The sequence below is a fragment of the Olsenella uli genome (genome assembly GCF_901212655.1).
Lineage (GTDB): Bacteria > Actinomycetota > Coriobacteriia > Coriobacteriales > Atopobiaceae > Parolsenella > Parolsenella uli_A.
This window is the reverse complement of the sequence record NZ_CAAKON010000025.1, coordinates 12,851-31,459: the sequence shown is the minus strand read 5'-3', so window position 1 is coordinate 31,459 and position 18,609 is coordinate 12,851. Positions and strand designations below refer to the sequence as shown.

The 18,609-nt window shown below is 66.8% G+C and carries 13 protein-coding genes; 10 read left to right on the top strand and 3 right to left on the bottom strand.

Annotation, left to right across the window (positions count from 1 at the left end; translation table 11 throughout):
- The first annotated feature begins 148 nt into the window (after positions 1-148).
- From EFAMC2_RS05815 to EFAMC2_RS05785, 7 genes are all read left to right on the top strand, one after another.
- On the top strand, positions 149-1,729 hold the full coding sequence (locus EFAMC2_RS05815) for a GDSL-type esterase/lipase family protein (RefSeq protein ID WP_154027906.1): 1,581 nt from the start codon (positions 149-151) through the stop codon (positions 1,727-1,729).
- A 141-nt stretch (positions 1,730-1,870) separates the two neighbouring features.
- The gene (locus EFAMC2_RS05810; RefSeq protein ID WP_154027905.1) at positions 1,871-2,989 is read left to right on the top strand and encodes a glycoside hydrolase family 105 protein; all 1,119 of its coding nucleotides are present in this window, start codon (positions 1,871-1,873) and stop codon (positions 2,987-2,989) included.
- Between the two features lie 9 nt (positions 2,990-2,998).
- Complete coding sequence (locus EFAMC2_RS05805) at positions 2,999-3,823, top strand: sugar phosphate isomerase/epimerase family protein (protein ID WP_154027904.1); 825 nt, start codon at positions 2,999-3,001, stop codon at positions 3,821-3,823.
- 182 nt (positions 3,824-4,005) lie between these two features.
- The gene (locus EFAMC2_RS05800) at positions 4,006-5,295 is read left to right on the top strand and encodes an oligogalacturonate lyase family protein (protein ID WP_187325179.1); all 1,290 of its coding nucleotides are present in this window, start codon (positions 4,006-4,008) and stop codon (positions 5,293-5,295) included.
- A 442-nt stretch (positions 5,296-5,737) separates the two neighbouring features.
- Positions 5,738-7,333, top strand: coding sequence for an MFS transporter (locus EFAMC2_RS05795; protein WP_187325178.1), 1,596 nt, complete (start codon positions 5,738-5,740; stop codon positions 7,331-7,333).
- A 211-nt stretch (positions 7,334-7,544) separates the two neighbouring features.
- A complete protein-coding gene (locus tag EFAMC2_RS05790) occupies positions 7,545-8,729 on the top strand; it encodes an oligogalacturonate lyase family protein (protein ID WP_154027901.1) in 1,185 nt (394 codons plus the stop codon).
- Complete coding sequence (locus EFAMC2_RS05785; RefSeq protein ID WP_154027900.1) at positions 8,723-9,607, top strand: polysaccharide deacetylase family protein; 885 nt, start codon at positions 8,723-8,725, stop codon at positions 9,605-9,607. Before EFAMC2_RS05790 ends, EFAMC2_RS05785 begins: the two co-directional genes overlap by 7 nt.
- 521 nt (positions 9,608-10,128) lie before the next feature.
- Here the strand turns inward: EFAMC2_RS05785 and EFAMC2_RS05780 are convergent.
- Complete coding sequence (locus tag EFAMC2_RS05780) at positions 10,129-11,151, bottom strand: LacI family DNA-binding transcriptional regulator (RefSeq protein WP_187325177.1); 1,023 nt, start codon at positions 11,149-11,151, stop codon at positions 10,129-10,131.
- A 639-nt stretch (positions 11,152-11,790) separates the two neighbouring features.
- Here EFAMC2_RS05780 and EFAMC2_RS05775 point away from each other — a divergent pair.
- Positions 11,791-13,200 carry a glycoside hydrolase family 28 protein gene (locus tag EFAMC2_RS05775; protein ID WP_154027898.1) on the top strand — a complete coding sequence of 470 codons (1,410 nt, stop codon included), beginning with the start codon at positions 11,791-11,793 and terminating at the stop codon, positions 13,198-13,200.
- Between the two features lie 172 nt (positions 13,201-13,372).
- Positions 13,373-14,116: a hypothetical protein gene (locus EFAMC2_RS05770; RefSeq protein ID WP_154027897.1), complete on the top strand. Its 744-nt coding sequence runs from the start codon at positions 13,373-13,375 to the stop codon at positions 14,114-14,116.
- Positions 14,117-14,170: 54 nt separating this feature from the next.
- Here EFAMC2_RS05770 and EFAMC2_RS05765 read toward each other — a convergent pair whose 3' ends face one another.
- Positions 14,171-15,106, bottom strand: coding sequence for a class I SAM-dependent methyltransferase (locus EFAMC2_RS05765; protein WP_154027896.1), 936 nt, complete (start codon positions 15,104-15,106; stop codon positions 14,171-14,173).
- A gap of 170 nt (positions 15,107-15,276) precedes the next feature.
- Here EFAMC2_RS05765 and EFAMC2_RS05760 point away from each other — a divergent pair, with 170 nt between their 5' ends.
- Positions 15,277-17,337, top strand: a complete 2,061-nt coding sequence (locus tag EFAMC2_RS05760) for an elongator complex protein 3 (RefSeq protein WP_261980127.1) — start codon at positions 15,277-15,279, stop codon at positions 17,335-17,337.
- Positions 17,338-17,414: 77 nt separating this feature from the next.
- Here the strand turns inward: EFAMC2_RS05760 and EFAMC2_RS05755 are convergent, their stop codons facing one another.
- A complete protein-coding gene (locus tag EFAMC2_RS05755; protein WP_154027895.1) occupies positions 17,415-18,482 on the bottom strand; it encodes a DUF3825 domain-containing protein in 1,068 nt (355 codons plus the stop codon).
- Positions 18,483-18,609 lie beyond the last annotated feature (127 nt).

Sequence of the window (18,609 nt, the reverse complement as noted above, 5' to 3'; positions counted from 1 at the left end):
CGCTCCCTGACGCCCGCGGCTCCGAGCTGGAGTCGCGAGTCCTCTGATTGCCCCGCCTCCCTGTCGCGAGGGACGGCAAGTGGGACGGCAAGGACCATCTCCGCTTCACGTCTTGCTTCTCCCGCTTCACGTCTTGAGAGGAACTAGCATGGATCGCACCGATATCGTCCGCACGTATCCGAGAGAGGCCGCCGGCTGGGTCGACGGCACGTACGTGTGGCGCGTGTCCGAGGAGCGCCCGGCACCCTCGGCGCCCGGGGGCCTGGCCGTGCGGGCTCGTCGGCTTGCCGAGGAGTCCGAGGCGCTGAACGGGGACGCGAACACCATCGCCCGCGCCACCTACTACGAGGGCACGGTCGTGCGGCTGACCTCGCTTGCCGCCCGCGACTGGCATCTTGTGCTCGAGCTTGTCGGCGCCGCGGAGGACCAGCGGCTTGCGGTTGTCGCGAACGGCGTGGCCCGCGCGCGCCTCTCGCTTGCGGCAGGCGCACGCCGCACGGTCGAGCTCGACGTGCCGCTCGACCGTCGCGAGCTCGAGCTCACGCTCGTGCCGGCCGAGGGTGCCGACGACGCCACGACCGCCTGGAGCGACCTCACGCTCGCCTCGCTCGTCTGCACGCCCGTCGAGCACGAGCCGGCCAGGAGCCCGCGCATCCTCATCGCGGCGGACTCGACCGTCCAGACCTACTTCGACGAGGAGCGTCCGCAGTCTGGCTGGGGCGAATGGCTCTACTGGTACCTCTACGAGGGCCATGTCGCCACGGTGAGCCACGATGACACGAGCGCCGTGCGTCAGGCGCGCGTGTTCGAGGGCAACGGCCCCACGATCTACAACAAGGCCCTCGGCGGCCGCGCGTTCAGGTCGTATGCGGCCGAGCATCGCTTCGAGAAGCTGCTCGAGGTGCTGCGTCCCGGCGACGCGGTGCTCATCGCCTTTGGCATCAACGACACGTCTAAGACGCGTCCGATGCGCTATGCCTCGCCCGAGGACTTCGCGGTCTGGGTCGACCGGTATGTGGCGAGCGTGGCAGACCGCGGCGCCACGCCTGTGCTCGTGACGACGACGCCGCAGTATTGGGCCGCCGGCACCGAGCGCCCCGCGACCGAGCTCGATGACTATGCTGCCGTCGCTCGTGCCTATGCCGCAGAGCACGACGTGGCCCTCGTCGACCTACGTGCCGAGGCACTTGGGTACCTCCAGGCCCTGCCGGACGAGGCGCGCGAGGCGATCTTCCTGCGTGCGGACCCGTTCCAGTACGCGAGCCATCCCGATGGCATCCGCGACTCCACGCATCTCTCCACGCTCGGCGCGTTCAAGTACGCCGGCATCGTGGCTCGTGGTCTTGCGAAGGCGTTTCCGTGGGTGACGCTCGCGAGCGACGTTACGCCCGAGGCGCCCGCCGTGCCCGGGCCTGTTGCGCCTGGCGCCGTGCGCGAGCTCGAGGCCGAGAACGTCCGCAACAACATCGGCCCCTCCGTGCGGCTGCGCTGGAAGGAGCCGGCGGGAGGCGCGGACTACTACGTGGTGGAGCGGGCGAGCGCCGAGACGGGCCGCGTCTACACGCGCTCGGTTACCATCAAGCCCGAGTATCTCAGCCTGCCCCTGCCCGGCCAGAGCCGTCATGTCACGTACGCGGTGTGCGCCTGGACCGACGGCGTTGCCTCCGAGCCGGTCCGCATGTCGCACGACCTGCCCGTGGACGATGACCCCGCCGTCGAGCTGAGCTAGCGAGCCCGCCATCTCCCGCCTGCGCCCCCTTGGTCGCGGGCAGGCCTTTAGGTCCCTTGCCCCCATTCCGCCCTTGCCCAGGATCTCTCGCCCCACGGGGCGATTCCCGAACGTTACGCCATCTGTCAGAAAGGTCCCATCATGCGCACCGAGTACAAGCCCGAGGTCGAGCTGCCATCCAAGGAGACGCTCGAGAGGTCTGTGGACCTCCTGCTCAACTGCCTCACCAAGATCGACGACACCTCCGGCGAGTTCCTGCTCGACTTCGACGGCCTCAAGGTCGACGACAAGAGCTGGTGCGTCTGGAACTGGCCGCAGGGCGTGGGCCTGTTCGGCACCTATATGAACTACCGAAACACCGGGAACGAGAAGGCGCGCCGCATCGTCACCGAGTGGTTCGAGGCCCGCATGCGTGAGGGGGCGCCGAGCAAGAACATCAACACGATGGCACCGCTGCTCGCCATGGCCTGCCTCTACGAGGACACGGGCGACTCCCGGTACCTGCCGTACCTCGAGCGCTGGGCCGATTGGTGCATGAACGACCTCACGCGCACCGACGAGGGCGGCTTCCAGCACGTCACCTACGGCCCAGCCAACACCAACCAGATGTGGGACGACACGCTCATGATGGCCGTGCTGCCGCTCGCCAAGATTGGCATGCTGCTGGGGCGCAAGGACTGCGTGGAAGAGGCTCGCTACCAGCTCATGATCCACATCAAGTACCTCGTGGACCGCAAGAGCGGCCTGTGGTTCCATGGCTGGAGCTTCGAGCGTCGCGACAACTACGCCGAGGCCCTGTGGTGCCGCGGCAACTGCTGGATCACCATCGCCTTCCCGGTGATCATCGAGGTGCTCGACCTGGACGAGGACGATGAGCTCTACCGCATGCTCGTGCAGGTGCTCCGCGCGCAGATTGCCGCCCTCGCCAAGTACCAGGATGCCGAGACGGGCCTGTGGCACACGCTCGTGAACGACCCGAACTCCTACGTGGAGACCTCCGGCTCTGCCGGATTTGCCTACGGCATCCTGAAGGCCGTGCACAAGCGCTACGTGGACCCGAGCTACGAGGACGTGGCGAACCGCGCCATCAACGGCGTGCTCGCGCAGATGGGCGACCACGGCCAGCTCGCGAACGTCTCGGTGGGAACGCCGCTCTTCGAAGACCTCGACGGCTACCGCAACGTTGGCATCACTGACATGCCCTACGGTCAGTCGCTCTCGGTGCTCGCGCTCACCGAGGCGCTCGTGAGCTACTGCTAGGAGGCCGGCATGGAGTTCGGTTGCAGGGCGCATGACCTCACGGCGCCGCGAACGCCCGAGGAGCTGGGGGCGGCCTGCGAGGCGCAGGACGTACGGTACGTGCAGCTCGCGCTCGCCAAGTCGTTCCCGGACATGGCGAGCGGGGCGCGCGAGGTGAGTCCCGGCATGGGTGCCCACGTGCGTCGCGTGCTGGCCGCCCATGGCGTGGAGGTGGCGGTCATGGGCTGCTACTTCAACATGATTGACGCCGATGCGGTGGCACGCGAGGTGGGCATCGAGAAGTTCGAGGCCTATCTCGCGAACGCCCGACACTTCGGGGCGCCCATTGTGGCGTCGGAGACGGGCTCGGTGGACCCGAGCTTCCGCTACACGGAGGCCAACTTCACGACGGAGGCCTTCGACGAGGCCGCCGCCGTGATCGAGCGGCTCGTGGCCGTGGGCGAGCGCATGGGCACAATCGTGGGCATCGAGCCGGGCGTGAACCACCCAATCCACGACGCCGAGACGTGTGCGCGGCTCGTCGAGCGCGTGGGCGGCTCTCCCTACCTGGGATTCATTCTCGACCCAACGGCGCTCGTGACGCCCGAGCTCGCCCCGCGCCAGCTCGAGGTCACCCACGAGATGCTTGGTCGCCTCGCGCCGCGCATCGTGGCGACGCACCTCGTGGATTGGCGCGTCGAGGCCGGAGAGCTCGTGCGCGTGAACCTCGGCGAGGGCTCGATGGACGTGGACGGTGTGCTCGCGGCCGTGACCGCAGCCAAGCCGCATGGCTACGTGCTCACCGAGTTCACGGAGAACGACGCGATCGGCCGGTTCGTCCGCGCGCACGCATAGGAGAGCTCGCTGCCTCTGGTGACCCAATGGGTTAGGCTTCTGGCGCTACATCGGTGATACTACGTACCTACGTATGTCGGATATTCGCCCGGCGATGCGGCCGGGGCCGGGCGTGCCGTAGTCACGCAGGCAGGATGCTCATGGCTCCTCCGAGAGGTGGGGGAGCAATGGAGGAGATTGGGATGGCGGTAGGCAGTCTGGTCCACAACGAGTTCGCGTCGTTCGTCGACCCCTCTACGGGCGCGCGCCTGGAGCGGCTCACCTCGCCCAAGGTGACCTGCCACCTGCCCAAGCACACCTGTCGGTACACCTCGGCCGACGGCTCGCTGTTGCTCTATGTGGGCGAATACGGCGAGACGCGCCAGCTCTATGCGATGAACCTCATGACGGACACCTCGGTGCAGCTCACGGGCGGACGCGGCCTGTGCGAGTACGGGGGCATCTGGCTCGATGTGGACGATGCGCACGTGCTCGTCCTGCAGGGCGACGAGCTGAGCCGCATCGACCTCGAGACGCTGCTGCGCGAGCGCGTCTACACCTGTGCGCCAGGATGGCTTCCCCAGTGCTTCACGCTCTCCGAGGATGGCCGCTACGTGGTGCTCACGGAGTACGAGCACACCTCCGTGCCGGTGAGCGTCGAGGAGTCCGACTGGAGCTACTTTGCGCTCACGACGATTGCCTCGCCGCACTGTCGCATCGTGCTGCTCGACCGCCAAACGAACGAGTGCCACGTCGTGCGCGACGAGCACTGCTGGCTCGGCCTCGCGACGCTCCGTCCCGGCGACCCCACCACCATCCTGTACTGCCACGAGGGGCCGTACGACTACATCGACGATCGCATGTGGCTCGTGAACAGCGACGGCACGAACGTGCGCTGCGTGCGCGAGACCTCCGAGGGCGCAATCGTGGTGGGGGAGTCATGGGCCAAGGACGGGTCGGGGCTCTATTACGAGTATCTGGATGAGGAGACGGTCAAGGATGGCGCAACGTCTGGCCAGGGGGCGCGCATCTGCGTGACGGACTTCGAGACGCTCGAGTCTCGTGAGGTCACGAGGTGTCATTTCTACGCGCACGCCTCGGGCTCTCGAAACCATCGCTGGATCGTGGGCGATGCCTCGAACGGCGTGCCGCTTCATCTGCTTTCCGACGCCGCCCCTGCCGCGCCCGCCGAGGTTGACGACTACCTCTACCTCATGGGCGTGGGTGCGTGGCGGGAGCTTCGCCTCTGCCATCACGGCACGAGCTGGGGTCACCAGTGGGGGACGATTCAGGACACGCATCCGCACCCGGCGTTTTCCTCCGACAACCGTTGGGTGCTCTTCAATTCCGACCGCGACGGCCACCCGGCGATCTATCGCGTGGACCTGGTGCGCTTCCTGTGGGAGCGCGGCCGAGTGCACGGACCGTTCGAGCCCGGCGAGCAGGGCCTGCCCGACGCGGCGTGGGGCTTCCCGGCGACGTTCGCCTCGTGAGTGCGGGGCCGTGCAAGACTGCCGCGGCGGGCGAGCGGCGCGATTTCTCCGGTGAGCGGAATCGCGGCTGTTCCAGAGGGCGAAGGCCTGCCGCCATTGGGTCTGATAGGCGGACGCACGTGCCGAACACCCGGCACCCGTCGCATCGCCTTTTCTCTTGAGCAAGCAATCTAGCTGCGATTATGTGGCTCAGTGCCGTACGGGTATGAAAACGCATTCCATCATGTCGTGAGTTTATGGTTATGGAACCGGTTCCATTTTCATATGGGGTGCCGTTCGGTGCGTTGGTCGGCGCGTTCGCCGCCATCAAAGACTGCCTCCTTATTCTGAAACCACGTCAAGCGGCATGCGACCGCGCGCGTCCGATGCCCGCAGAGGGCATGCGTTCTCCCGTCACCCGCACGATTCGGACGGGGTCGCACTGAATCAGAAGGAGAGTCCTATGGCAAACGCGACGAAAGACGCAAAGGAGCAGCTCAGCGCCAAGCTTCCCCTGAGGGCAAAGCTTGGCTACGGAACGGTGGGCATCGGCACCATAGCCAACACCTTCCTCGGTCTGTGGCAGATGTTCTTCTTCACCACCTTCGGCGGCATCGACATCGCCTCGGCTGGCATGATCGTCTCGGTGGGCACGATCGTCGCGGCGTTCATGGCGCCGGTGTGGGGCTACATCTCCGACCGACTCTACAGCACGGCGCTCGGACGCAAGTTTGGCCGGAGGCGCGCGACGCTGCTGCTCACGGTACCGGTGCAGGTCGTCTTCATGCAGGTGCAGTTCATCCCCGGCCTGCCGATGTGGTTCTACTTCCTCTCGAACCTGCTGTACTGGACGGCTAACGGCGGCTACTCCACAGTTCAGTACGTGATGCCCTCCGAGATGAGCAACAACTCCACGCAGCGCGCCCAGCTCGTTGGCGTCAACCAGATCGCGACGGCCGTCGCCTCGATCGCCCTGTCCACGATCAACACCTATCTGTTCCTGGCCTGGGGCGAGTCCGACTGGCACGTCTACTTCAACATGAGCCTTCTGTACAACGTGTTCTTCGCCATCGTCATCGTCATCGGCCTCTTCACGATCCAGGAACGCCCCCACGACGTCACGACCGACTTCTCCGGTGCCGACGCGCATGACGGCGAGAAGGTGCCGCTGCTCAAGCGCATCCCGCTCGTGGTGTGGAACTACGTCTCCACCTTCGCCTGCCGCGAGTTCCGCAACTACCTGGGCATGTACCTCTCCGAGACGATGTTCCGTGCCGTCCGTGGCGCCATCCTCACCTACTTCCTCATCTTCGTGCTTGGCCTCACCTCGTCGCAGGTGTCGCTGCAGACGGGCATCTCGTTCGCCGTGGGCATCGCGCTCGTGGGCTTCTTCATGTGGCTCAACGCCAAGATCGGAAGCTCCCGCTCGTACCGCGTGGGCGCCGTCGAGGCCATCGTGGTCTTCCTCCTCATGTTCGTTCTGGCACATGTGCACGAGCAGATCGGCCAGGCCGCCACGATCGTTGCCTGGATCGTGCTGGCACTCGCGCTCAACTTCGGCATCACGGGCGTCGTGAACGCTACCGACTTCGCCTATAGCTTCATCCCCGACGTCGACGAGATTCTCACCGGCAAGCGTCGCGAGGGCCAGTACGCCTCCGTCAACTCCACGATCGACAACATCTTCATGGCTATCGAGAAGGTCGTCATCACTGCCGTGCTCGCCGCCGGAGGCTTCGTGAGCGGTGCCGACGTGCAGCCTGACGGCGTCGTGGAGATGCTCACGAACATCTTCGTCTTCGTGCCGATCTTCTTCTGCCTGCTCGGCATCTTCTTCACCTTCCGCGTGAAGCTCGACGAGGAGAAGCGCGTCGTGCTCCAGGCAGAGATCGAGCGCCTGCGTGCCGGCGGCTCCAAGGCCGACGTGGACCCCGAGACCCGCGCGCTTGTGGAGGACCTCACGGGCTTCCCGTACGAGAAGTGCTGGGGCAACAACCGCGTCGTGAACTTCTCGAACAAGGGCACCGACGATGCCCAGAAGGCCACTCCGGCCGCCTAGCGGGTCCCCCGTTCTGCCCCCGAAGCTCTTCGCGGTGCTCCTGCCCCGCTTTGGTCGCGTGCCCTTCCCTGTGGGGGGCGCGCGACAATCTTTACCCAAGATGGCCTGCATGCGGCGAATGGTCATGGGGGAGCGACTGCGGTAGCAAGAAAGGCGCAACAAAGCATTTGCGAGACGCCCGGGCGCAGCGTTCGCATACGAAAGGAGCACCATGGCGATCGGCACCATCATCCACAACGAGTTCACGACCTACGTGGACGAGTTCACCGGCGCGCACGTCGAGCGTCTCACGAATCCCGACATCACGTGTCACCACATGTACTTCTACGCGCACATGACCACGGCCGATGGTCGCTGGCTGCTCTACTCGCCCGAGATCGGGGGCGAGCGCCAGATCTTCCTCATGGACCTCACCACCGGCGACGCGACGCAGCTCACCGAGGGTGAGGGCGTGGACGACTGGGGCGCCGAGTTCACGAGCGACGAGCGTCACGTGCTCTACCACCAGGACAACGCGATCTGGCGCCTCTCCCTCGACGACCAGAGCCGCGAGGAGGTCTACCGCACGCCCGAGGGCTGGCAAGGGCGTGACATCGGCGTGTCGCGTGACGTGCCCGCGCTCACGATCGTGGAGGTCAAGACGGACACGATGGCCTCGGCGATCGGTGGCACGAACTGGGACTTCTTCAAGCAGAACTGCCTGGCCAAGCCGCTGTGCCGCATCGTGTACGTGAACGTGGAGACCGGCGAGCACGAGGTGGTCATCGAACGCAGGTGCTGGCTCGGCCACTCGCAGATTTGTCCCGGCGACCCGGACACGATCATGTTCTGCCACGAGGGCCCCTACGACGTGATCGACGCACGCATCTGGCTCGTGAGCCGTGACGGCTCGAACGAGCGCTGCTGCCGCGAGCAGCCGAGCGACCTGATCCTCACGCACGAGTTCTGGGAGCCGGACGGCAGGCACCTGGCGTTCGTGTACCGCGAGATGGACGGCTCGGGCGTCGAGGAGATCCACGAGATCGACCCGGACACGCTCGAGGAGACCGTGGTGATGCCGTGCCAGACCTTCGCGCACTGCATCTGCGACCACGCCGGCCGCTTCTTTGTGGGGGACGCGCAGGGAGATACGACGCCAATCCACCTCCAGAAGGAGGCCGACATCGAGGCGCGGCGAGCGAGCGGCAAGATCCTCAACGACTTCCTGTACCTGATCGACCTTGAGAGCCGCAAGGAGGTCAAGCTCGCCTATCACGGCACAAGCTGGAGCGCGCGCTGGGGCACGCCGCAAGACGCGCACCCGCACCCGTGCTTCACCGAGGACGGCAGGTACATCCTGTTCGTGACGGACCGGTTTGGCCACCCCGCGATTCACCGGATCGACCTCTTATGCTGAGGCTTCGCGAGGACCGGCCGCTCTGGGTGGGCGGCGTGCGCAAGTGCTGCACGCTTTCGTTCGATGACGGCACGGTCGAGGACCTGCGCATCACGGACATGCTGCGCGAGCGTGGCCTTCGCGCGACGTTCAACCTCAACACGGGGCTGTTTGGCCACAAGGACCATCTTGAGCAGGCCGGCTTTGCCGTGGAGCACGAGAAGCTCGCGGCCGATCGCATCGCCAAGACCTACGATGGCTTCGAGCTTGCCGTGCATGGCTACACCCATGCCCACCTGGGGCGCGTTCCCAGCTCCATGGCGGCCTATGAGATCGTGCGCTGCAAGAGCGAACTCGAGCAGATCACGCATGCGCCGGTGCGTGGCATGGCGTGGCCCATCAGCTTTAGCTTCCCGGACGTGGCGGGCGTGGTAGAGACGGCCCGTGCCTGCGGCATCTGCTACGGTCGCACCACGCGCCGCAGCTACGATTGCGTGGGCCTGCCAGCGGACTTCATGACCTGGGACGCGGCGTGCAGCTATGTGCAACCCGAGCTCGACGGCGTGGTGGACAAGTTCCTGGCGCCCATCGAGAGCTACCGGGACCCGTACCTGCTCTACGTGTGGGGGCATGGCTATGAGGCCACGGGCAGGGCGGCCTGGGGTACGCTCGAGCGCTTCCTCGACCGCGTGAGCGGCAAGGCCGACGTGTGGTATGCCTCGAACATCGAGGTGTACGACTACGTGGAGGCGCTGCGCTCGGTCGTATACTCGGCGAGCGGCGACTACCTCTACAACCCGAGCAGGCTCGACGTGTGGCTCGAGGTGGACGGCAGGGCGGTGCGCATCCGCTCGGGCGAGACCGTCGAGATTCCGGCGTGGGAGCCTGAGGTGCGGTAGGGGTCCGAGCGCGTCGACGCGTCGTGCGAGGCCATCTCGCCCGAGGCTTGGGAGTCGCCTCTCTCTTGCGCGCCTCGTAGGGGACGACTCGAGCTCCGGTGACGTTCACGCCCTTATTGGTGACGTTCATGCCCTAATCCCCGCCGTATGACACGACCCCCGTGCGAGCACCTCGCGCGGGGGTCGTGTCATAGACATGTGCCCGCGGGCGGGCCCGGTCTTTAGAAACGGTTGTACTTGTTCTCGAACTCGATGCCCTTCATGAGGTGGGTCTTCAGGTAATCGAGTGCGCTCATAACCTTCTTGGCCACGACTCTCGCCTCCGTGTCGTTCGCGGTTGTTTCTTCAAAGCTGTTCATCCAAAGCGCTCCCCGGCGCTTCGCGACACACTTTGACGCGTCGTCCTCAAGAGTGCAAGTAAGAATCACGAATATCGAAACATTTCAATAGAAATGTAACGAGAATCCTTAGGCGGTAGCTATTAGACGGCGAACGGTATATTGAACGCCCTATTGACGTGCTCACGAGCCGGTCGACGTGCGCCGAACGAGCTCGCAGGGTATGCGGGTGAGGCCGGAATGCGGCTTTCCGTGGATGGCGTCGAGGATGTAGCGGGCCGCCAGGCTCCCGACGCGCTCCGCTCCGTTGTCCATCGTCGTGAGGGGCACCTCGGTATCGAGCAAGAACTCGTCCCAGTTGTCAAAGCCGACGATCGCCACGTCGTCGGGTATGCGCACGCCGTGGCGCAGCAGCATCTCCTCGGCTCCGCGTGCGATGCGGTCGTTGAAGCAGAAGAGGGCGTCGAAGTTCGCGTGGCTGTCGAGCAGGCGCGCCGTTGCCGCGCGGCCCCACGAGCTCGACCAGTCGCGATAATGAACGGGAGCCGCGAGCTCGAGGCCGAGCTCGTCGAGGGCGCGCTCGATGCCATGCAGCCGCTCCTGGTTCGCGCGGGCGTGCTCGACGCCCCCTATCACGGCGATACGGCCCCTGCCTATGGCGGCGAGGTGCGCGATTGCGTCGTGGGCGCCCTGCTCGTAGTTGGAGACGACGGAGCAGTCGCGTGGGTCGGTCGAGGGGCTTATGGCGTAGACGACGGGCACGTCTCGTATGAGCTCGGGGTCGAGCGGCGCGCGTGCGTCGGCAGAGGGGCCCGAGACGATGAGCCCGTCCACCCCGCGAGCAAGCAGCTGCTCCACGCGCGAGCGCTCGAGGCGGGCCTGGCCGCGCGAGCTGGTGAGCAGCACGGCGTGGCGTGCGAGCCCCACGACCTGCTCGGCCCCAAAGAGCAGGGGCATCGAGGGCTTGCCGTAGACGTCGCAGGTCACGAGGCCGATGAGCCCGGAGCGCCAGCCAGCGCCGACCTTCCTGGCCCCGCGCGGCTCGTAGCCAAGCTCGGCGGCGATGCGACAGACCTCCACCTTCGTGCGAGCCGAGACGTCTCCGTTGTCGTTGAGCGCCTTGGAGACCGTGGCGACCGAGACGTTGGCCGCCTTGGCAATCTGGCGCAGCGTGGGGCGACGCCTGGAAGGTGTCTGGTCGGCCATGTCGCTCCCTCGTTCCGAAACGTTCGAAAAAGTATAGGGCAAGTGCGCGGCGGGTCTCGGATGGATGAAACTGGAAGTGTGTGCCGGCAGGCTTGGGGCCGCTGGCCTCGAGGCCCCAGTTCGGAAAGCCATCCGCTGTGCTTGGCGTAGGTGTACCGGGTGCTATATCGAATGCCGAGCTCGGCGCAGGCGCGTCTGGCGCCGGCCTGCCCAGGCGTTGGGCCCGACGTGGGCGCGTCTGGAGGTGCTCCGAGTGCCGGACCCAACGAGATGGCCTGCCTCGTAGGCTGGTATCGGTCTCATTCTTGTTCGGTGGGCACCTTGGGCCATTCGCAGCGAAAAGTTTCGTGAACGTTCCGGCACCACGTTCCCGTGCAACCGACCGCATACGCTACGTATCGAGGCAACCCTTCTCAAGGTCGTGACCGGCCGTTTCCCCACCTACCCCGGCCGGTCGCGGAGCGCGGCGGTCCATGTGGCACCGCCTGCGTACGACCTCGCGGGCGGGTGGTGGCCATGCGCCTGCCACTCGTCCTTCGCTTACGGTTCGATGGGGCGCGCCCGACTCGGCTGGGCCAGGAGCTGCGTGGCGTCCGTTACGGCCCAGCCCGAGCGCACCCTACCAGAAGGGAATCCCGCATGGACTATCCGATCACGGACTTTGGTGCTGTCGCAGACTATGTGGACGAGGTACCACTGCCCTGCGACGCCACGCCCGACTCCCCACGTGCTACCAACAACCGCTTGGCCATCCAGGCCGCCATCGACGCCGCGCACGTGGCCGGTGGCGGACGCGTGGTGATCCCGACCGGCCGCTTCTTTACCGGCTCCCTTGTGCTCAAGAGCAACGTGACGCTGTTCCTCGAGGAGGGCGCCTGGCTCGTGGCGAGCCTCGACCTCGCCGACGGCATAGACTTCGCGGCCGAGTTCGACGACGACACCGAGAACGCCGGCTGGACCGGCGGGTGTTTCCTGTTCGCCCGGCACGCCCAGAACATCTCCATTGAGGGCGCGGGCACCATCTACGGCCAGGGCGACAAGGTCTTCTACGACGACGGCGCCGATGGCGGCTTCCACGAGTGCCCCAAGAACGTGCGCGTACCCGCGTGGGAGCGGCCGCGTACGACTTTCTTCGAGGACGTCGAGACCCTCACGGTGCGCGGGGTCACCTTTCGCGAGGCGGCATTCTGGACGCTCCACATGGCAGGCTGCCGGCATGTGCTTGTGGACGGCGTGCGCATCCTCAACGACCAGCGCGGTGCCAACAACGACGGCATCGACCCCGACACCTGCTCCGACGTTGTCATCACCAACTGCATCGTCAAGGGCGGAGATGACGCGATCGTGGTCAAGAACACGCCGCCGATGGCCGAGAAGTACGGCGTGTGCGAGAACGTCGTGATTTCGAACTGCGTACTCTACAGCCACGATTCGGCGCTCAAGATCGGCACCGAGACGGCACGTGGCATTCGCAACGTCATGCTCTCAGACTGCGTGTTCCGCGACTGCTCGCGCGGCGTGGGCATCTGGGCGCGCGACGGGGCGACCATCGAGGACATCCACGTCCACCACGTCTCGGGCAACACGCGCCACTTCGCCGATTGCCCCGGGCGCGAGTTTGCCCCGCGCTGGTGGGGCATGGGAGAGCCGATCTTCATCTCGGCCACGCCGCGGCGAGTGCCGACCGCAAAGGAACCCGGCCATATTCGCAACGTGACCTTCGACCACGTCTTCATGGAGTGCGAGGGCGGCGTCTTCATCGCGGGGGAGGGTGACGTCTCTGCCGGCGACGAGCCGCTCATCGAGGGCGTGGAGGTCTCCGATCTTCACCTCACCCAGCGGGTCGTGGGTACGCAGCCGCCGAACGTCTTTGACGAGCAACCGAGCGTGCGCGACGTCTACGAGCACGAGGTGCCGGCCGTCTACGTGCGTGCCGCCGCCGACGTTCACATTCGCGGGCGCGTGCGCCGGGAGGGCGTCTTTGCCGAGGGGGCGCTCTCGCAGGTGGAGGCGTCGGCCGAGGTGACCGTCGAGCTGGCGGAGCGGTAGGCGTGGGTCTCTGCGAGCCCGTGGCCATTGGCTGATGCTGCGGGTGGACGCCCGAGATACTGTGGCGCCCGGAGTGCCGAGAGGCGACCGTGGGCACGCCCGAGGGCCATGGGCGGGACGCCATGGCGCCGCGGCGCTGTGACGTGGCACGAGATAAGGGAAGCGATGACACATGACGGCATATGTGGAACGGGCCTCGTACCGCGCGGTGCTGAGGGATGACGCGAGCGAGGAGGCGCTCGAGGCCGCAGTTGCAGCCGCCGCGTCTGACGCGCGGGTGCGCGTGCACGAGGGCGAGCTTCTGACGGCGGGGCTCTATCGCTACCACAACCAGCTGTTCCTCTACCTCGAGCATATCTATGAGGGACAGGGTGGCGGGGAGGATGGTGTGGCGAGCAGGCCGAACCTTGTTCCCAAACGCTGCGCGCTGCCGGATTTCGCGGCGATTCGGCGAGCTCCGGCCGTATGGCGCTGGCTCGACGGCCTGCTCGTGCCGTTCCCTGGCCTGCGTGGGCTCGAGCCTTGGGCCTACATGTGCCCGGTGTTCTGGTTTGACGAGCCTACGACGCCCGAGAGCTACCTGCGCAGGCCCGCACCCGACGAGCGCTGCGGGCGCATCGCCGTGCTGCAGCCGGACAAGCTCATGGACTACGTGTGCCATCACCAGGCAATCGTGCGCGAGGGCAGGCTCGTGGGCGACCGGTTCCAGTTTATTTCGATTCACGACGACGTGCTGTTCAGCTACTTCGAACGGCCGCGAGACCGAGGGAAGAGAAACATCACGGGCTCGCAGCGGCCCTCCTCAGAGATCACGCGCTGGCTTGCGGTGGATCCGACCTCGCACTTCGACCACTTCCCGGAGGCGAACGGGGACGACTTCCTCGTGATAGAGCCGCTGTTCTCCTGCGGGCGCTAGGGGCGAGCCCGACGCCCAGGAGTACCTGCGTATGTTCCAGAAGGCGTTTACGACCTAGCTTTTCTCGAGGACGAGGTAGCGGTTGAGGGCGCCGGTCTTTCCGTCTGCCGAGAAGCGGGCGACCTCGCGTGCCTTGGGGGCTACGGCGCGCGCGAGGGCGCCGATTTCCTCCTCGCTGAAGTGGTGGCAGTAGCGCAGTACCTGCGCATCTCCTTGCCAGCCGAGGTAGTGATCGCCGGGCTCGAGCGCGGGCATGGTGACGCCTGCGTGGAAGGGCGCGGGCGGGGCCTCGAGGTGCGTCGCGGTTCCGGGGGCTGGGGTTCCAGGGAGCGGGGTGCTCACGGGTGCGCGCATGGCTGCCGCCTGGGCGTCCGCGCGTATCACCTTGGCCTGCAGCCGCTCATCGTTCATGAACTGCCAGAACGAGAGGGCGATGATGCCGCCCGGGCGCGTCGTGCGTACGAGCGCGCGGAGGAGCGTGCGGCGCAGCCCCTCGCCCGGCACGTGGTGCAGGAAGCCGAAGCACGCCACGAGGTCGAAGGAGCTGTTTGGGACCGGTAGCTTGCCGCCCGCAAGGAGCGTCTCCAGGATGTCGAGGTCGAGCGTGCGGACTCGCTGCTGCGTATCGCCCTCTGGGGGCCGGGCCTTTCGATGCGTGCCACCCGCTGGGGGGTGGGCCCTCTCTCTCGCGTCGCCCTCCAGGGCCTGTGCGCCTGCCCGCATGAGCTCCTCATTAGAGTCGATGCACAGGGCGTCGAGTGGGATGCCTGGCTGCTCACGTACGAGAAATCGCTCGAAGCGCAGGTTGCCGCAGGCGGCGTCGAGGATGCGCAGGGGCCTCGCGTTGCGGACGCCAGACCCGTGAGCGAGCTCCATGACCTTGCGCCAGCCGGGCCATCCGTTCTCGCGCGTTGCAGAGAACGAGCTTGCGTGCCGCTCGTAGAAGCGGCGGTTGAGCTCGATGAGCGTTCGTATGCTTGCTTCGTCCACGTGTGCCTCTTGGTTGGCGTGCCTGCTTGGGAATGGTGGCGGGGTGGTGCCGGGCCCGAGTGCCGGCGCTGTGGCTTGCGCTGGCGTGTTGTCCCCGGTCTGCCCAAGTGCCCACGGCCGGCCTGCGCTCGCAAGCCGACGCCTCGGCCTACCCGTCTATACTGTCCCGCATGGAACACATCATCCTACAGATTCTCGAGCGACTGCGGAGCGGGCAGGAGGTCGATGATCGCGAGCTGCTGCGCATCACGCACGCGGCGCTCAAGCTGAGCGGCATCGGCGACTCGCGGGCCTATGCCAAGCGGCTGCTCACGCCCTACTACGAGCGCGTGAAGGCGACGGAGCCTGAACGCTGGAAGAGCTGGGACATAACGCCTGAGCTCGAGCGGCGCCTGCTCGCGGTGCTGCGGGTGAAGCCGCGCCGCACCGCCTCGGGCGTGGCGCCCATCACCGTCATCACCAAGCCCTGGCCCTGTTCCGGCGCGTGCCGGTTCTGCCCCAGCGACGTGCGCATGCCCAAGAGCTACCTCTCGGCAGAGCCTGCCTGCGAGCGGGCCAAACAGAACTACTTTGATCCCTATCTGCAGGTTCGCGTGCGCCTGGCGGCGCTTGCGCGCATGGGGCACGCTACCGACAAGGTGGAGCTCATCGTGCTGGGCGGCACCTGGAGTGACTATCCCGAGGGCTACCAGCTGTGGTTTGCCCGCGAGCTGCTCCGGGCGCTCAACGATGCGGACGACTCTCCCGAGCGGCTCGATGACGAGGCGTTTCTTGGGCGCCTGGCGCACTATGAGCGGGGTCGTTCGGGCGCGTATGCGCAGGAGCGCACTGGCGGGCACGCGGATGCGCGTGCGGGTGAGTTCGCCGGGCCAAGCGGCTACGGTCCCGCGCTCGCCGATGCCGACGCCGTGGCCGAGGCGCAGCGTGCCGTCACTGCGGGCGAGCTCTCGTATAACGCCGCCGTGCGCAGGCTCTATGGGGCTGGGGAATCCGGGGCCGGGGAACACGGGCCCTGGGAACCCGGGGGTGGGGCCCGCGCCGCGCGTGAGGACCTCGAGCGCGAGCAACGCATCAACGAGACTGCTCGCCACAGGGTCGTGGGCCTCGTGGTGGAGACCCGTCCCGATGCCGCCACGCCGGAGGCGCTCACGCTCATCCGACGCCTGGGCGCTACGAAGGTGCAGATGGGCGTGCAGAGCACGAGCCAGCGCGTGCTCGACATCAACCACCGCGGCGTGCGGGTGGCCTGCATCGAGGAATCCTTCGAGCTCCTGCGGGCATTCGGCTTTAAGATCCACGCGCACGCGATGGTGAACCTTCTGGGCTCCACGCCCAGAGAGGACATCGCCGACTACCGTCGTCTCGTGAGCGCGTCGGCCTTCCAGCCCGACGAGATCAAGCTCTATCCCTGCGCCCTCATCGAGAGCGCCCCGCTCGCGCGTGACTACGCGAGCGGGGCCTGGTGCCCCTATACCGAGGACGAGCTCGTGGATGTGCTGGTTGCGGACGTGCTTGCTACGCCCGCCTTCTGCCGCATCTCGCGCATGATCCGAGACTTTGCCGCGAAGGACATCGTGGCCGGCAACAAGAAGTCGAACCTTCGGCAGCTGATAGACGAGCGCATGCGCGAGGCGGGGGAGGCCAGCTCGCGTGCCGCCGGAAAGGGCGATGGGCGAAACTTTGGCGGTGCGCTTTCCCCTGGCTCCCCTGCGAGCGCCGGCTTGGCGTGTCTTCCGGCGGCAGGCCCCGATGATGCCTCCTCGGCCATCGATTCGGCCGCCGCGCCTATCCGCGAGATTCGTTCCCGTGAGGTGGCGCTTGGCGACGTGGATGTGTCGACGCTTACGCTCGACGTGCTGACGTACGAGACGACGAACACCTCGGAGCGGTTCCTTCAATGGGTGACGCCGGAGGGGCGCATCGCGGGCTTCCTCCGCCTCTCGCTGCCGCGCGAGGACTACCTGCGCGCCCATGCGGGCAGGTTGCCCGTGAGGCCGGGCGAGGCCATGATTCGCGAGGTGCACGTCTACGGCACGGTCTCGCGCCTTGGCGAGCAGACGGGCTCTGCCCAGCACCTCGGCCTTGGGCGCGCCCTCGTGGAGCGTGCCTGCGAGCTTGCTCGCGAGGCGGGCTACGGGCGCATCAACGTCATCTCCGCCGTGGGCACCCGCGCCTACTATCGCCGTCTCGGCTTTGTTGACAACGGCCTCTACCAGCAGCGGGTTCTCTAAGGGCAAGGCTGGGCCGGATGGGGCGGAGGGAATGGCGTGGGCGAGCGTGGGGGCACGGAGCGCGGCGTGCGGGTGCGCTAGTGCGCCGTGGGGGTGAGCCAGTCGCTGTCGGGTCGGCAGACGATGCGGGCGTCTATGTAGGCCTGCTGCATGGTGAGGATGGTCTGGCCCTGGTAGTTGCCGGATTCCATGAGCTCCACCACGAGCGCGGCGTCGGCCCGAGCGTCATCCATGAGGCAGAGGGGGAGAAGCAGGCTCATCACGTTGGCGCGCGGGTAGTACATGGGGATGGCCGTGCGCCAGTTCCAGCGCACCCGCTTGCGGGCGAGCTCGACGGCGTCGTCCAGGCGTCCTCGCAGGTAGCGGAAGGCGGAGGGGTCCGAGCGAAGGCGCTCGCGCACCTCTTCGAGCGAGGTGACGTGGTCCGTGCGCAGGCCCTCCTCGATGAAGGCGAGCGGCAGCCTGCCGATGTTGTCCACGAGGACGTGGTCGTAGTTGATGACGAGGTTTCGGTCGAGGTCGAAGAGCAGGTCCTCCTTGCGCTCGAAGTAGGACGCCGGCTGCGGCAGGGGGTTGAAGCGGCGCACGAGCTCCTTGCCGAGGCGGCCCTCGCCCTGCGTGCAGAGGCCGTCGAAGACCCATGGCATGCGGCCGGGCATGTAGTTGGGCTTGAAGCAGACGTAGATGTCGTCATAGTGGCGGTCCACGAGGCCGGAGTTGAAGGCCGCGAGCCGGTCTGTCTCGGAGACGCACACCTTGCCCTCGCGCTGGAGGCGGTAGAACGTGGTGGCGATGTAGCTCTTGAGGATGGGGTGCAGGTGCGGCTGCAGCGGCCCGGCGCCGGCAATCGCGCTTTCGCCTGCGGCCGCGTCCTGCGTGAGCTCGGGCTCGTTGGCAATGCGCGCGCCGCCAAAGTCCCAGCGCTCGGGCAGGGCCCGGTCTGCGAGCTGGGCGAGGAAGTCATTCCAGCGGCCGAGGTAGGCAAAGTCCGTGAGCGCGCGCGAGGGCGAGAGCTCGCGGGGGAGGGCCTGTGGGCGCGGCACCCTCGGCGCGGGCGAGGGAATCGCGGGCGAGGAGCCCGCTGGCGTGTCACCTGCGGGCGTGGGCCTTCTGCCTTCCGCGGCTCGGCTCTCGTCAGTGTCCATGCGGCCCCCTTGCGTCCGTCTGCTCTGCGACGTTTCCCATGGTAGCGCCTGGGTGGCGGGAGGGCGTGTCGGTTGGGCTGTGCTCGGACTCTCTGGGCTCCAAATCGATACCCATGCCGAGCCTAGT